Below are 14,894 nucleotides of genomic sequence, written 5' to 3'. Positions count from 1 at the left end.
CCCCCCCCCCCCCCCCCCCCCCCCCCCCCCCCCCCCCCCCCCCCCCCCCCCCCCCCCCCCCCCCCCCCCCCCCCCCCCCCCCCCCCCCCCCCCCGGCCCGTACGGACACGCGCCCCGCGGTCAGCCGCGGCGGCCGAGCAGCTTCCAGGCGGCGGGCAGCGCGCCCATCGCGAGCGCGGCCTTGAGCGCGTCGCCGATCAGGAACGGGGTCAGCCCGGCGGCGACGGCCGCGGTGAGCGAGATGTGCGTGCTGAGCGCGAGGTAGGGGACGCCGACCCCGTAGATCAGCGCGGAGCCGAGCGCCATGGCGCCCGCGGTGCGCAGCGGGGAGCGGTCGGCGCCGCGGCGGGCCAGGGCGCCGACGACGGTCGAGGCGAGCAGCATGCCCAGCACATAGCCGAAGGTCGCGCCGCCCGCGCCCGCGGCGCCGTTCGCGAACCAGGGCATGCCGGCCATGCCGATCAGGGCGTACAGCGCGAGGGAGAGGAAGCCGCGGCGGGCGCCGAGGGCGGTGCCGACCAGCAGGGCGGCGAAGGTCTGGCCGGTGACCGGGACCGGGGAGCCCGGGATCGGGACGGCTATCTGGGCGGCGATGCCGGTGAGGGCGGCGCCGCCGAGGACGAGGGCCACGTCGCGGGCGCGGGCCCGGGCGTCGGTGGCGGCGGGGAGCAGATCGGCGAGGACCGTACCGGTCCGGGAAGCTGTGGCGGCGGCGGTGGCCATCGGTTACTCCGCGGGGTCAAGGGCTGTTGAGGACAGTGCGACGTTAGCGGAGGGCCTCTCCGCGATCACGGTATGGCGGCGACAAAGCCGCACGGCCGGTCTTGGAGACTTCCGATCGGAACCAGGATTTCCCGGCCTGCCTGGGCGTTCGCCGGTTCCCACGGGTCGCGTGAGGCTTGTCACGCGGCGGCGGGGGTTTGCGCCGTATGGTCGGGCGCGGGGACACTGTGGTCCCTCTGACCACACATCGCCTCGGGAGTCACGCGCGCTATGCAGGACGCATCCCCTGCCGTCGAGTCCCGCTCCGACGGTCCGAGAGTGCCGCTCGCCACCGGGCTCAAGCAGCGCCATATGACGATGCTCGGGCTGGGCGGGGTGATCGGCGCCGGGCTGTTCGTGGGCTCGGGGGCCGGCATCGCCGTCGCGGGGCCCGGCATCGTCATCTCGTACCTGATCGCGGGCGCGCTCGCGATACTGGTGATGCGGATGCTCGGCGAGATGTCCGCGGCGATGCCCGCCTCGGGCGCGTTCTCGGTGCACGCGGAGCGGGCGCTGGGGCGGTGGGCCGGCTTCTCGGTGGGCTGGCTGTACTGGTTCCTGCTGGTCGTCGTGTTGGCGGTGGAGGCGACGGGCGCGGCGCAGATCGCCAACGGCTGGGCGCCCGCGGTACCGCAGTGGGCGTGGGTGCTGCTGTTCATGGTGGTGTTCACCGGCGCCAATCTCGCCGCGGTGCGCAACTTCGGCGAGTTCGAGTTCTGGTTCGCGACGCTCAAGGTCACGGCGATCGTCCTGTTCCTGGCGCTGGGTCTGCTGGCGATCTTCGGGGTGCTGCCCGACACCCACGCGGTGGGGCTCACCAACCTCACCGGGCAGGGCGGGTTCCTGCCGCACGGCTGGAGCGGGGTGACCTCCGGCGTGCTCGCCGTGGTCTTCGCCTTCGGCGGCCTGGAGGTCGTCACGATCGCGGCCGCCGAGTCGGACGACCCCGGGCGCGCGGTGGCCCGCGCGATGCGCAGCGCCGTGTGGCGCATCCTCTTCTTCTACGTCGGCTCGATGCTCGTCATCGTCGCCCTGCTGCCCTGGTCCTCGATGCAGCCGGGGAAGAGCCCGTACGTGGCGGTGCTGGACTCGATCGGGGTGCCGGCCTCCGGGCAGATCATGAACATCGTGGTGTTCGTGGCGCTGCTGTCCGCGCTCAACGCCAATCTCTACGGCTCGTCCCGGATGGTCTTCTCGCTGGCGGAGCGCGGCGAGGCGCCGCGTTCGCTGCTGGCGGTGGCCGGCGGCGGGGTGCCGCGGCGGGCGGTGCTCGCGTCGGTCGCGTTCGGCTTCGTCTCCGTGCTGCTGAATCTGGAGTGGCCGGATTCGGTCTTCCAGTACCTGCTGAACGCGGTGGGCGCGGTGCTGCTCTTCGTCTGGGGGCTGATCGCCGCCTCGCAGCTGCGGCTGCGGCGACGGCTGGAGCGCGAGCTTCCGGAGCGGATGACGCTGCGGATGTGGGGGTTCCCGTGGCTGACGTGGGCGGCGCTGGCCGCGATGGCGGCGGTGCTGGTGCTGATGCTGTTCGACGACTCCGCCCGGCCGCAGCTGCTGTGGTCGGCGGGGGCCACGGGCCTGGTGCTGGTGGTGGCCCTGCTCCGGGAGTTCCGGCGGCGCGGGGCGCGGTAGCGCGGGGCGCGGTAGCGCGGGTGGCGGTAGCGCGGGTGGCGGTAGCGCGGGTGGCGGTAGCGCGGGTGGCGGTAGCGCGGGTGGCGGTAGCGCGGGTGGCGGTAGCGCGGGTGCGCGAGTGGCGGTCGTACGGAATGCGGCGGAGCGCGCGGACAGGGGCGTACGGAATCCAGTGGAGCGCACAGCACGGGACGTACGGAATCCGGTGGAGCGCACGGCGAGGACGTACCGGGCCCGCGCGCTCGACGCCCGTATCCGGACGCGCGTCCGGGCGCACGATGCTCCATAGCGATATTTCTGACGACAAGTCAGGTACACACAGTCACGATCACGACTGAATATCGAACACCTTTGTCACGCCTGTTGTCCTGAGCGAACACGCGCCCCACACTGAGGTCCCTCATTATCGATCTCACGCCTGAGGACAGCCACGACCATGACTCGGACACCTGCGTCCTCCGCGCATGAGCGCGAGGCGCCCGACGCGACAGGCGCCGCCCCCGCACCCGGCGACGCATCGCTGTCGAACGGCCTCAAACAGCGCCACCTGTCGATGATCGCGCTGGGCGGTGTGATCGGCGCCGGACTCTTCGTGGGGTCGGGCGCGGGCATCGCCAAGGCCGGTCCGGGCATCGTGCTCGCGTACGCGGTCTCCGGCCTGCTGGTGATGCTCGTGATGCGGATGCTCGGCGAGATGTCCGCGGCCAACCCGGCGTCGGGCACCTTCTCCGTGCACGCGGAGCGCGCTATCGGCCCCTGGGCGGGGTTCACCGCGGGGTGGATGTTCTGGGTCGAGCTGTGCGTGGGCATCGCGGTCGAGGCGATCGGCGCGGCGACCATCATGGTCTCCTGGTTCCCGGCCACGTCGTCCTGGATGTGGGTCCTGCTCTTCATGGTCCTCTTCTGCGGCACGAACCTCGCGGCGGTGGGCAACTTCGGGGAGTTCGAGTTCTGGTTCGCGACGCTGAAGGTCGGCGCGATCGGGATCTTCCTGGTGCTGGGCGTGCTCGCCATCCTCGGTCTGCTGCCGGGCACCAGCTCGCCGGGCGGCGACAACCTCACCGGCGCGGGCGGCTTCCTGCCGAACGGCCTGAACGGCCTGATCATCGGTCTGCTGGCGTCCGTGTTCGCCTACGGCGGCCTGGAGACGGTGACGATCGCGGCGGCCGAGTCGGAGCATCCGGTCCGGGGCGTCGCCAAGGCGGTCCGTACGGCCATGTGGCGCATCGCCCTCTTCTACGTGGGCTCGATGCTCGTGGTCGTCACGCTGATTCCGTGGGACGACAAGTCCGTGGTCAAGGACGGCCCGTACGTCGCGGTCCTGGACTACCTGGACATTCCGGCGGCCGGTCAGATCATGAACGTCATCGTGCTGATCGCCCTGCTCTCCGCGATGAACGCCAACATCTACGGCGCGTCCCGGATGTCGTACTCGCTCGTGGCCCGCGGCCAGGGCCCCAAGGCCCTCGGCCGGACCTTCGGCGGCGTCCCCCGGCTGACCGTGCTCGCCTCCTCCGCCTTCGGCTTCTTCGCGGTGCTGCTCAGCTACTGGTGGCCGGACACCGTCTTCAAGTGGCTGCTGTACATGACCGGCGCCGCCGTGCTGGTGGTGTGGGCCTTCATCGCGGCCACGCAGCTGCTGTCGCGGCGGCGGCTGCAACGCGAGGAGCCCGAGCGGCTCGTCGTGCGGATGTGGCTCTTCCCGTATCTGACCTGGGCGGCGCTGTTCGCCATCCTCGGCGTGCTGGCGCTGATGCTGCGCGAGGAGGACACCCGGTTGCAGCTGTACTTCACCGCCGGGCTGACGGCCGTGCTGGCGCTCGTCGGATACGTACGGCAGCGGACGGCAGCCGCGAAGAGCTGATACGGCGCACCCGCCATACCGGGGCGGGGCGGGTCCTGATCTCGGAGACCTACCCCGTCTCGGTCTTTTGTCGCAGGCCGCCACCCTTTCCCGCGTTTGGATTGCTCCTGCTGATAGCGTCTACCTGCAAGTTAATTGCAACACGCAGTCGGAGAGGGCTCGGCATGGCCATCTACACACTTCCTGAACTCCCGTACGACTACTCGGCGCTGGCTCCGGTCATCAGCCCCGAGATCATCGAACTGCACCACGACAAGCACCACGCGGCGTACGTCAAGGGTGCGAACGACACCCTGGAGCAGCTCGCGGAGGCCCGGGACAAGGACCAGTGGGGCTCGATCAACGGCCTGGAGAAGAACCTGGCCTTCCACCTCTCCGGTCACATCCTGCACTCCATTTACTGGCACAACATGACCGGTGACGGCGGCGGCGAGCCGCTGGACAAGGACGGCGTGGGCGGCCTCGCGGACGCCATCGCGGAGTCCTTCGGCTCCTTCGCCAAGTTCAAGGCCCAGCTGACCAAGGCGTCGGCCACCACACAGGGCTCGGGCTGGGGCGTCCTCGCCTACGAGCCGGTCACCGGCCGCCTCATCGTCGAGCAGATCTACGACCACCAGGGCAACGTCGGCCAGGGCTCGGTCCCGATCCTGGTCTTCGACGCCTGGGAGCACGCCTTCTACCTTCAGTACAAGAACCAGAAGGTGGACTTCATCGAGGCCATGTGGCAGGTCGTCAACTGGCAGGACGTGGCGAAGCGCTACACCGCCGCCAAGGAGCGCGCCAACAACCTGCTGCTGGCCCCGTAGCGAACGGCTCCGCAGCGAGAAGCGCCCTGCCTCGTGATCGTCTTCTCAACCTTCGCCCGGCAGGCGGACAGAGGAAGGGCCCCCGCGAGGACATGACTCACGGGGGCCCTTCTGTATGCCCGGTTCCGGGCTCGTGCCGAAGCTCAGCGGGCCCCTACTCTGCGCGCATGGCGACGAAGACGAAGGACTGCCCGAACTGCGGCGGCATGCAGGGATTCCGGCCCCTCGCGGGCGCATCCGAGATGTCCGCGGTCCGGCGCATCACCGGGGAACGCAACGTGGACGACTACTGGCGCTGCGCCCGCAAGGGCTGCGTGCGGTTCCAGCGGGTGGGCAACAAGAACGACGGCGGCAACCTCCCCGAGTCCTTCCGCTGACTCAGTCGAAGTTCGGGCGCTCGGTCCGGCTGCGCTTGAGCTCGTAGAAGCCCGGTACGGACGCGACCAGCAGGGCGCCGTCCCACAGGCGTGCCGCCTCCTCGCCCTTGGGGGCCGGGGTGACGACCGGGCCGAAGAAGGCGATCCGCTCGCCGGAGGCGCCCGGCACCGCGATGACCGGCGTGCCCACGTCCTGGCCGACCAGGTCGATGCCCACCTGGTGCGAGGCGCGCACCGCGTCGTCGTACGCGTCGGAGTCCATGGCGTCGGCCAGCTCCGCCGGCAGCCCCGCGTCCTCCAGCGCCGCCAGGACCATGTCGCGCCCGCGCCCCATCCTCTGGAGGTGGATACGGGTGCCGAGCGCCGTGTAGAGCCGGCCCAGCACCTCGTCGCCGAACTGCTGCGCGGCCGCGACGCACACGCGCACCGGGCCCCAGCCCGTCTTGGTGAGCTCGGCGTACTTCTCGGGCAGTTCGTCGAGCCGGTTCTCGTTGAGCACCGACAGGCTCATCACATGCCAGCGGACCTCGACCGGACGGACCTTCTCCACTTCAAGCACCCAACGGGATGTCATCCAGGCCCACGGGCAGACCGGGTCGAACCAGAAATCGGCGGGGGTCTTGATGGTCTCGGACACGGGTTCTCTCCTCATCACGGCCCCGTAGGGCGCCAAGGCACCTCGGTCAGCGGTTCAACAATCGGGCACCATGCCATGATTCCAAGTGTTCGACCTACGACACACAGAAGACGCAGAAGAGGGAGACATGTCGTGCCCGGTGAGAACCTGACCCGTGACGAGGCCCGTGAGCGGGCCCGCCTGCTGACCGTGGAGAGCTACGACGTAGCGCTCGATCTGCGGTCCGCCGTCGGGCCGCGCGGCGGCGCCGAACCGGGCGCGCCACGCGTCTTCCGCTCCACGGCCACCATCCGCTTCGACTGCGCCGAGCCCGGGGCCGCGACCTTCGTGGACCTGCTGGCGCCGTCCGTGACCAGGGTCGAGCTGAACGGCACGGAGCTGGACCCGGCCGCCGTCTTCGACGGCTCGCGGATCGCGCTGGAGGGGCTGGCCGCGCGGAACGTCCTGGTGGTGGACGCGCGGTGCGCGTACAGCCGGACCGGCGAGGGCATGCACCGCTTCACCGACCCCGAGGACGGCGAGGTCTACCTCTACACGCAGTACGAGCCCGCCGACTCCCGGCGTGTCTTCGCCTGCTTCGAGCAGCCCGATCTGAAGGCACCGTTCACCTTCGAGGTGACCGCGCCGGCCGAGTGGACCGTGCTGAGCAACGGCGCGCAGGACGGCGAGCCGGCCCCGGCCGAGGCCGCGGCCGACGGCACCCCGGCCGCCACCTGGCGCTTCGCCCGTACCCAGCCGATCTCCACGTACATCACCGCCGTCGTCGCCGGCCCGTACCACTACGTGCGCGACCACTACAGCCGCGCCTTCGACGACGGCACCACGCTGGAGATCCCGCTGGGCGCGCTCTGCCGCAAGGGGCTGGCCAAGCACTTCGACGCGGACGACATCTTCACGATCACCAAGCAGGGCCTGGACTTCTTCCACGACCACTTCGACTACCCGTACCCGTTCGGCAAGTACGACCAGGCGTTCGTGCCGGAGTACAACATCGGGGCGATGGAGAACCCGGGCTGTGTGACCTTCCGCGAGGAGTTCGTCTTCCGCGGCAAGGTGACGCAGACGTCGTACGAGGCCCGGGCCAACGTCATCCTGCACGAGATGGCCCACATGTGGTTCGGCGACCTGGTGACCATGGGGTGGTGGGACGACCTGTGGCTCAAGGAGTCGTTCGCCGACTTCATGGGAGCCTTCGCGCTGGTCGAGGCGACCCGTTTCGAGGACGGCTGGATCACCTTCGCCAACCGCCGCAAGTCCTGGGCCTACCGCGCCGACCAGCTGCCCTCCACGCACCCGGTCACCGCCGACATCAACGACCTCCAGGACGCCAAGCTCAACTTCGACGGCATCACCTATGCCAAGGGCGCGGCCGTGCTCAAGCAGCTCGTGGCCTACGTGGGGCGCGACGCGTTCCTCGAAGGCGCCCGGCGCTACTTCAAGCGCCACGCGTACGGCAACACCACCCTGGCGGACCTGCTCTCCGTGCTGGCCGAGACCTCCGGCCGCGACATGGCCGGCTGGGCGCGGTCGTGGCTGCAGACCGCGGGCGTCAACTCGCTCACCCCGCAGGCCACCTACGACGCCGCCGGGCGCGTCACCGAGCTCGCCGTGCTCCAGGAGGCCGCCGAGTCCCACCCCGAGCTGCGCCCGCACCGCGTCGCCGTCGGCCTCTACCGCCGGGAGAACGCCGACGGCGCGCTGGTGCGCTACGCCCGCGCCGAGGTGGACGTCGCCGGGCCCCGTACGGTCGTCGAGGAGCTGGCCGGGGCCGACCGCCCCGAGCTGATCCTGGTCAACGACGACGACCTGACGTACTGCAAGGTCCGCTTCGACGAGGGGTCGCTGGCCACCCTGCGGGCGCACCTGGACGAGGTGACCGACCCGCTCGCCCGCGCGCTGTGCTGGTCCGCGCTGTGGAACATGACCCGCGACGGGCTGATGCCCGCCCGTGACTTCCTCGACCTGGTGCGGCGGTTCGCCGGGGCCGAGTCCGGCATCGGCGTGCTCCAGATGCTGCACGCGTGGGCGAAGACCGCGCTCACCCACTACACCGCGACCGAGTGGCGCGCCGAGGGCGGCCGGCTGCTCGCCGAGGCGGCGCTGAGCGAGCTGCGGCTCGCCGAGCCGGGCAGCGGCCACCAGCTCGCGTGGGCGCGGTTCTTCGCCCAGGTCGCGGGCGAGGACGCGGACCTTCAGCTGCTGCGCGGCCTGCTGGCGGGGACCGCGAAGATCGACGGGCTCGACGTGGACCAGGAGCTGCGCTGGACGCTGCTTGAGCCGCTCGCCGCGCACGGCGTGGCCGACGAGGCGCTGATCGCGGCCGAGCTGGCCCGTGACGACACCGCCTCCGGCAAGCGGCACCAGGTGCGCTGCCTGGCCGCGCGCCCCTCGGCGGCGGTCAAGGACCAGGCGTGGGCGACGGTCGTGGAGTCCGACGCGCTGTCCAACGCGCTGGTCGAGGCCACCATCTCCGGCTTCGACCAGCCCGGTCAGCGCGGTCTCCTCGCGCCGTACGCGCCGAAGTACTTCGCGGCGATCGACCGCGTCTGGCGGGAGCGGTCCATCGAGATCGGCATGGCGATCGTCCGCGGGCTGTTCCCGGCGCTCCAGGACGACCCGGCGACCCTGGCGGCGGCCGACGCCTGGCTGGCGGAGCACTCCGCCGAGGGAGGCACCCCGGCGGCGCTGCGCCGCCTGGTCCTGGAGGAGCGCGACGACCTGGCGCGGGCGCTGCGCGCGCAGGAGTGCGACACGGCGGCCGGGGCCCGCTGAGCCGGACCGCTGGTACGGACGGGGAGCCGCGAGACCGTACGTACGGGCGGACGTCGGGCGGCGCGAGGCCGTCCGTGCGGACGGCGCCCGCACGGACGGTTTTCGGCAGTCGAACGCCCGTACTTTAGGGCGGCCTTGTCCTGATTCGCCGACGGGCGTGTAACAGCGGTTAGGAGACGGACGGCGCGCGGGAATTGCCGGGGCATGGACCACGACACCCCGCTCTCCGCCCGCCCTCCGCTCCCCCTCGACGAGGTACGGCGGCGTGTGCTGACCACGCGGCAGCTGCGCGAGTACGGCGTCGGCGGCGCCGACGCCGCCGACCGCTGCCGCCCCGGCGGCCCCTGGCAGCAGCTGCTGCCGGGGGTCTTCCTGCTCCACCCCGGGCCGCCCACCAGCGAGGAGCGGCTGCACGCCGCGCTGCTGTACACCGCGTACCGCGTCCAGGGCGTGCCGTCGCAGCCCCGGCCCGGGGGCCCGGCGGCCGGGCCGGGCCCGTACCGCGAGGTGATGATCACCGGGCTCGCGGCGCTCGCCCTGCACCGGTTCTCCGCCGCTCCCCCGCTGCGCTCCCTCGACCGGATCGGCGTCCTGGTGCCGCGCACCCGCAGGCTGCGCTCCACCGGCTTCGTGCAGGTCGTACGGACGGTGGAGCTGCCGGACCCGCAGGAGGTCACCGGGGTGCCGGTGGCCCCGGTGGAGCGCGCCCTCGCCGACGCCGTGGCCCAGCTCGGCGAGCCGGCCGCCGTGCGCCGGCTGCTGACGGAGGCGGTGCGCGGCGGGCACTGCGAGGCGAGCGCCGCGGTGCGGGAGCTGGGCCGGGCCCGGCTGCTGACCCGGCCGCAGGTCGTGGACGCCGTGGAGGCACTGGCCGCCGAGGAGCGGGCCATCGCGGAGACCGCGCTGTACGCCATGGTGCGCGGGCACGGGCTGCCCGAGCCGGTGTGGAACGTCGAACTGCGGCCGGCCGGCGGACCGTCACTGGGCGGCGTGGACGCGTACTGGCCCGAGCGGTCCGTGGCGGTGGAGATCGATGTCCGCTCGCCGTGCGCCGACGCGGCCGCGGACGCCGTCCGCCGCGACCGCGTCCACCGGCGGGAGCGTCTGGAGCGGCTCGGCATCACAGTCGTCCACCTGTCGCCGGGGAAGCTGCGGGACGCGGCGGAGCAGCAGGCCGCGGTCGTCCGTACCGCCCTGATGGCGGCGGACGACCACGACCCGGCCGCCTATGTGGCGGTACTGCCGAGGTGAGACCGGCACCGCGAGCCGGAGCCGGGACCGATCGGTCAGCGCAGTGCGGTGAGCGCCTTGTTCAACGGTGACGGGGTGCCCGCCGCCGGGGCCTTGCCGCAGTACTCGGCCTCCATCACGGAGCCCCACTCGCCCGCCCAGTCCCCGTTGAGGTTGAAGGCCGCGGTGTGGCGGCCGTCCGGGGTGGCGGTCGCCAGGGAGAGCGAGCCGTGGATGCCGCCGTCGTGCATCCAGATGTCCTTTCCGCAGGACAGCTTCGCCCAGGCGACGCCGAGGCCGTAGCGGAAGGTGGTGTTGCCGGGGGCGACGGCGACGGTGGTCTTCAGTTCCTTCTGCTGTTGCTCCGGCAGGAGCTTGCCGCCGATCAGTGCCCGGTAGAAGCGGTTGAGGTCGCCCGTCGTCGAGATGACCTCGCCGGCCGCGCCGCCCCACGAGGGGTTCAGCTCGGTGACGTCGTGGATCTTGGCGTCCGGGTCGGCGGTGAGCGGGCTGTACGCGCGTCCGTGCGGGCTCGGCATCCGGGCCGACGTGCCGGGCAGCGTGGTGCCGTGCAGCCCGAGCGGCTCGATGATCCGCCGCTCGATCTCGGCGGCGTACGAGTGGCCGGCCGCCTTGCCCACGATCATCCCGGCGAGGATGTAGTTGGTGTTGGAGTATTTCCAGCTCGTGCCGGGCTCGAACTCCGGCTTGTGCGACATGGCGACGCGCACCAGCTGCTCGGGGGTGTACGTGTCGTAGCGGTGCTCGAAGAACCCGTCGGAGAGGTTGTGGAGCATGACGGGGTCCTCGGTGTAGTTGAAGAGCCCGCTGGTGTGGTTGAGGAGCTGACGGATCTTGATCTTGGAGCCGTCGTTGCCGTGGCCCTGGACCGCACCGGGCAGCCAGTGCTCGACGGTGTCGTCGAGGCTCAGCTTCCCCTCTGCCTCCAGTTGCAGCAGGACGGTGGAGACGAACGCCTTGGTGATGCTGCCGGCCCGGAAGCGGTCGGCGGCCTTGCGGGGGCGCTCCGTTCTCAGGTCGGCGACGCCCGCGGAGCCGTTCCAGGTCCCGTTCCCGTCCCGTGCCTGCCCCAGGGAGCCCGGCGCTCCGGCCGCCACCTGGGCGTCCATGGCCTTCTGAGTGGCGGCGTGACCGTGGCCCCGGCCGGTGTTCGCCTGTGCGGGGACGGCGAGCGCGGCCACGGTCAGCGTGGCGCTCACCGCCGCGCCTATCAGCCCGTTCCTTACGGTGCGCGTGGTCATGGCGATTCCTCCAACGGTTGCGGACGTTGCACCGGGGAGGACTCCGGCACGGCCCGTACCGTTGCTTCACCCCCGCCCCACCCGTGAGTTCAGGCCACAGGGCGTACGCGCGCACGGCCCCGCCGCCCGCGCGGGGCGGCGGATCAGCGCCGGGGCAGCAGCAGTTCGGTGTTGCGGTCCCCCGGCAGACCGACGAGTCCGGGGCTCGCGCCCGGTGCGTTGAAGGCCAGTTCGCGGTAGAGGGCGGCGAGGCCGGTCTGGGAGAGGTCGTGGAAGTCGGTGCGGTGCGGGGCGGCCGACTCGATGAGGGTGGTGAAGAGCGAGACGGTGCCGTCGTGGTTGTCCGTCACCTCGATGACGCGGGCGAGCTGGGGGTAGTCGACGTGGGAGGCGGTGGAGACCTCCCAGAAGGTGCCGCGCGGGGCGATCTTGTTCTTGTGGCTGTGGCCGTTGATCCAGGCGAGCACGTTGCGGTGGCGGCGGAGCACGGCGATCAGCTCGTCGCCCTCGTGCCGGGCCTCGCCCGGGTGGGCCGGGTCGGGCGTCGCGTTGTTCATGCTCCAGCTCGGGTGGTGGCTGAAGACGAGCGCGTACTGGTCCTTGTGCTCGTTCAAGGTCCGCTCCAGCCAGCGGAGTTGGGCGGTGCCCAGCGAGCCCTGGTAGTGGCCGCCCGGATCGGTCGAGTCGAGGCTGATGCCGATGACGCGGTCGGAGATCTTGAAGGAGTAGTAGAGGGTGCCCGCGTCGAGGTTGGCCTTGCCGTAGCCGTGGCCGACGGGGCCCGCGCCGGTGTGCGCCGGGTCGAGGTGCGCGGCCAGGTAGTCGCGGGTGGTGGTGGGGGCGCGGCGCGGGTCGGGGGTGATGGTGCGCATGTCCTTGCGGTGGGCGCGCAGCAGCGCCTCGATGTGCTTGCCCTTGGGGTCCGCGCCGCCCGCCTCCCCGTCGAGGATGCGCTTGGCCTCGGCGGCGCCGATGGACTGGAGCTTGCGGTCGCCGGTGGCGACGTCCGCGATGAAGCTGCCGACGCCCGGGTAGCAGCCGCCGGAGAGCCCGTCGTGGTTGCCGTAGGTGGAGTACCAGGGGACGGCGAGGCCGGGGCTGTTGACGGTGCGGGTGGCGGCGGTGAGGTAGCCCGGCAGGCGCGGGAAGCCCTGCTGCTTGTCGTTGTCGCGCAGGGTGCTCTCGGGGTTCCAGAAGAGCTTGAGGCCGCTGTTCTGGACGCCTTCGTAGTGGCGGGGGTCGCCGGTGTTGGGGGTGATCCGGCCGCCGGCCATGGCCGTGAGGAACCAGTCCAGTTCGGCCTTGGAGTTGTTGTCGCCGTTGTCCCCGGTGGTCATCACGAAGGAGAGCGGGGTGCCGGTGGCGGGGCCGGTGCGCAGCGCGTTGACGCGTTCGATGAGGGAGACGACGCCGGGCATGGTCAGCGCCTCGTGGGGCCGCCAGGAGCCGGTGTTGCCGGCCCGGAAGAACTCGTAGCGCAGCGGGTGCTGGACGTCGGTGAGGTGGAGGTCGGTGAACTGCACGAAGGAGGCGACGGTGGTGCGGCGGTCCGCGCGGCCCTTCTTCGCGGCGGCCAGGTCGGTGCGGGTCTGCCGGGGCCAGCCGGGGCCGTCGCCGAGCCGCCGGAAGGGGCCGGTGCCGCGCGGGGCGGCCACGGAGGCGAGGGTGGTGCCGGTCTTCGAGGGGGCGGCGGGGGCGGTGGGGACCGTACGGGTCGCCGCCCCGATTCTGGCGGCGGCGTCGGAGGCGGCGGGCTGGGAGGCCGTCGCCGAGCCCTCGCCCGGGCCGAACGCCAGGCCGAGCCCGGCGGCGGCGCCGACGGCGCCCGTGGCGGTGAGGAACGTACGGCGATCGAGGGCGGCGGCTGCGGAACGGATACGGGACCTGCGTGGCATGCGCTGTCTCCCCGAGTGCGAACGCGAATGTGGCCGACGGCCGTGGCCGACCTGTCACAGAGGATCGTTGGCATCGGGAATGACCTGGGCGTTAACGCGGTGGCAACGGCCGCCGCCGATCGCTCCACATCCGTATCGGCGATTGCGAACCGCCATGCCGGGCACGCCGAATGGAGCGCTGGCGCTCACTCGGAGTTCACCGGGCGTGGGAACGCGCCCGGCGTACGGGGCGGGGCGCGGGGCAGGGCGCGCGCTCCGTGGGCGGGGGCGCGGGGCGGTCCGCGCGCTCCGCGGGCGGCGCGGGGCCGGCGCTACCGGCCGGCCGGTCGACTGGCCGGCCGGCCGACTACCCGCTCAGAAGAACCCGCAGGTAGGCGCCTCCATCACCGGCGCCACCAGCCCCTCCGCGCCGGACGGGGCGAAGAGCTCCAGCCGGGTGCCGTCCGGATCGTGGAAGAAGACGCCGCCGGACGGTGTGCCCTGGCCGTGCGGCACGACGCCCTCGTAGTGGAAGTCCGCGCCGATGGACCGCAGTACGGCCTCGGCCGCCCGTACGTCCTGGATCCGGTCGACCTCGAAGGCGAGGTGGTGGAGCCCGGAGCGGCCGCCGTCGTACGGGCTGTCGGCCTGCTGCCAGAGCGTGACGGCGAGTTCCCCGTCGCGGCCGAGGAACGCGAAGCGGCGGCCCTCCCCCGCGTCGGCCGCGCCCTCGCGGAGCACCTCGAAGCCGAACACCCGGGTGTAGAAGGCGATCGAGCGGTCGATGTCGGTGACGTTGAGGCCGACGTGCCCGGTGCGCAGCTTGGCCGAGACCATGGCGTTCCCTCCCGCCGGGGCCCGGGCCGCTCCCGGCCGCCCGCTGCCGACGACAGTAGGAGCGGTCTTCGAAGGCGGTCAACCGGCCTACGGCCGCTGACCGCTTGACGGCTTTATTGCCGTTTCCTCACCTGTGGCACATGGCGGGTTTACGCCATCATTACTTTCGACCCCGACAACCCTCCCCAAACAGCCATCACTTGCGTGAAAGTGATCGGTCATCCGGTTCCGATTTCCGGATTCCGGACCTTCCTTACCGAAGAAGGACGCTATGACCCCTGATCCTCAGCGCCCATCCGCCGGCGGCGCGAGACGCGCGGCCCGAATAGCGGTCGCCGCGGGCCTGGTGGCCGCGCTCGCTGCCCCGATCCCCGCGCTGGCCGCGGGCCACGGCCCGGGCGCGAGCCCCGACCCCGGTCCCGCCAAGACGGCCGCGGCCAAACTCGGCGCGCACGACGCCCAGTTGCTCGCCGACGCCAAGGCGGACGGCGACAAGAACGTCACGCTGATGATCGCCACCGCCCCCGGCCGGACCGCCCAGGTCGCCGGGGAGCTGGACGCGGTCAAGGGCGGCTCGGTGGGGCGTACGTACGACAAGCTCGGCTACGTACGGGCCACCGTGCCGACCGCCCAGGCGGACGCCGTCATCGCCAAGGCGCAGCGCCTCGACTCCGTGCACGGCATCGACCTCAAGCAGGAGATCAGGCTCCCGGACCCGGGGGAGGGGGGGGAGGGAGGGGAAGGGGGGAAAGCGGTTTAAGAAAGCAAAGACACATAACCCAAGCCAGGCAAAAACACACAGGACAAGAACCAACACCAACAGACCCTCGAGAACGGCGCCGTG

Annotated in this window: 11 protein-coding genes and 1 pseudogene; 7 read left to right on the top strand and 5 right to left on the bottom strand. The window is 71.9% G+C overall.

Annotated elements, in window-relative coordinates; genetic code table 11:
• Window positions 1-120: 120 nt before the first annotated feature.
• Entirely contained in the window at window positions 121-723 is a 603-nt protein-coding gene (locus AC07AB_RS18880; protein WP_478567849.1) for a biotin transporter BioY, read from the bottom strand.
• Between the two features lie 270 nt (window positions 724-993).
• Between AC07AB_RS18880 and AC07AB_RS18875 the strand changes: the two genes are divergently transcribed.
• From AC07AB_RS18875 to AC07AB_RS18860, 4 genes are all read left to right on the top strand, one after another.
• Window positions 994-2,391 carry an amino acid permease gene (locus AC07AB_RS18875; protein WP_478567846.1) on the top strand — a complete coding sequence of 466 codons (1,398 nt, stop codon included), beginning with the start codon at window positions 994-996 and terminating at the stop codon, window positions 2,389-2,391.
• Window positions 2,392-2,827: 436 nt separating this feature from the next.
• Window positions 2,828-4,255, top strand: a complete 1,428-nt coding sequence (locus AC07AB_RS18870; protein WP_478567843.1) for an amino acid permease — start codon at window positions 2,828-2,830, stop codon at window positions 4,253-4,255.
• 164 nt (window positions 4,256-4,419) lie between these two features.
• Window positions 4,420-5,061 carry a superoxide dismutase gene (locus AC07AB_RS18865; RefSeq protein ID WP_363131830.1) on the top strand — a complete coding sequence of 214 codons (642 nt, stop codon included), beginning with the start codon at window positions 4,420-4,422 and terminating at the stop codon, window positions 5,059-5,061.
• Window positions 5,062-5,228: 167 nt separating this feature from the next.
• The gene (locus AC07AB_RS18860) at window positions 5,229-5,438 is read left to right on the top strand and encodes a hypothetical protein (protein WP_478567840.1); all 210 of its coding nucleotides are present in this window, start codon (window positions 5,229-5,231) and stop codon (window positions 5,436-5,438) included.
• Window position 5,439: 1 nt separating this feature from the next.
• Here the strand turns inward: AC07AB_RS18860 and AC07AB_RS18855 are convergent, their stop codons facing one another.
• Window positions 5,440-6,090 carry a DsbA family oxidoreductase gene (locus tag AC07AB_RS18855; RefSeq protein ID WP_478567838.1) on the bottom strand — a complete coding sequence of 217 codons (651 nt, stop codon included), beginning with the start codon at window positions 6,088-6,090 and terminating at the stop codon, window positions 5,440-5,442.
• Window positions 6,091-6,207: 117 nt separating this feature from the next.
• On the opposite strand from AC07AB_RS18855, the gene pepN reads away from it, so the two are divergent.
• Window positions 6,208-8,847 carry an aminopeptidase N gene (gene pepN, locus AC07AB_RS18850; RefSeq protein ID WP_478567835.1) on the top strand — a complete coding sequence of 880 codons (2,640 nt, stop codon included), beginning with the start codon at window positions 6,208-6,210 and terminating at the stop codon, window positions 8,845-8,847.
• Between the two features lie 204 nt (window positions 8,848-9,051).
• Entirely contained in the window at window positions 9,052-10,098 is a 1,047-nt protein-coding gene (locus AC07AB_RS18845) for a hypothetical protein (RefSeq protein ID WP_478567832.1), read from the top strand.
• 35 nt (window positions 10,099-10,133) lie between these two features.
• On the opposite strand, the gene AC07AB_RS18840 is transcribed toward AC07AB_RS18845, so the two are convergent.
• The 3 genes from AC07AB_RS18840 to AC07AB_RS18830 all read right to left on the bottom strand — a co-directional run bounded on the left by AC07AB_RS18840 (window position 10,134) and on the right by AC07AB_RS18830 (window position 14,050).
• Complete coding sequence (locus tag AC07AB_RS18840) at window positions 10,134-11,339, bottom strand: serine hydrolase domain-containing protein (RefSeq protein WP_478567829.1); 1,206 nt, start codon at window positions 11,337-11,339, stop codon at window positions 10,134-10,136.
• Window positions 11,340-11,482: 143 nt separating this feature from the next.
• On the bottom strand, window positions 11,483-13,234 hold the full coding sequence (locus AC07AB_RS18835; RefSeq protein ID WP_478567826.1) for a TIGR03767 family metallophosphoesterase: 1,752 nt from the start codon (window positions 13,232-13,234) through the stop codon (window positions 11,483-11,485).
• 354 nt (window positions 13,235-13,588) lie between these two features.
• Entirely contained in the window at window positions 13,589-14,050 is a 462-nt protein-coding gene (locus AC07AB_RS18830) for a VOC family protein (protein WP_478567823.1), read from the bottom strand.
• Window positions 14,051-14,321: 271 nt separating this feature from the next.
• On the opposite strand from AC07AB_RS18830, the pseudogene AC07AB_RS18825 reads away from it, so the two are divergent.
• Window positions 14,322-14,793 (top strand): annotated as a pseudogene (locus AC07AB_RS18825) (S8 family serine peptidase); the annotation flags it as partial.
• Window positions 14,794-14,894 lie beyond the last annotated feature (101 nt).

Source organism: Streptomyces sp. NPDC044033 (assembly GCF_056434425.1).
Note: the sequence above shows the minus strand (reverse complement) of the source record. Positions and strands in the feature narration are given on the sequence as shown.

Coding starts and splice junctions, on each gene's coding strand:
- AC07AB_RS18870 (WP_478567843.1), top strand. CDS start 2,828: ATGACTCGGACACCTGCGTCCTCCGCGCATGAGCGCGAGGCGCCCGAC.
- AC07AB_RS18855 (WP_478567838.1), bottom strand. CDS start 6,090: ATGAGGAGAGAACCCGTGTCCGAGACCATCAAGACCCCCGCCGATTTC.
- AC07AB_RS18860 (WP_478567840.1), top strand. CDS start 5,229: ATGGCGACGAAGACGAAGGACTGCCCGAACTGCGGCGGCATGCAGGGA.
- AC07AB_RS18865 (WP_363131830.1), top strand. CDS start 4,420: ATGGCCATCTACACACTTCCTGAACTCCCGTACGACTACTCGGCGCTG.
- AC07AB_RS18880 (WP_478567849.1), bottom strand. CDS start 723: ATGGCCACCGCCGCCGCCACAGCTTCCCGGACCGGTACGGTCCTCGCC.
- AC07AB_RS18840 (WP_478567829.1), bottom strand. CDS start 11,339: ATGACCACGCGCACCGTAAGGAACGGGCTGATAGGCGCGGCGGTGAGC.
- AC07AB_RS18835 (WP_478567826.1), bottom strand. CDS start 13,234: ATGCCACGCAGGTCCCGTATCCGTTCCGCAGCCGCCGCCCTCGATCGC.
- AC07AB_RS18875 (WP_478567846.1), top strand. CDS start 994: ATGCAGGACGCATCCCCTGCCGTCGAGTCCCGCTCCGACGGTCCGAGA.
- AC07AB_RS18845 (WP_478567832.1), top strand. CDS start 9,052: ATGGACCACGACACCCCGCTCTCCGCCCGCCCTCCGCTCCCCCTCGAC.
- AC07AB_RS18830 (WP_478567823.1), bottom strand. CDS start 14,050: ATGGTCTCGGCCAAGCTGCGCACCGGGCACGTCGGCCTCAACGTCACC.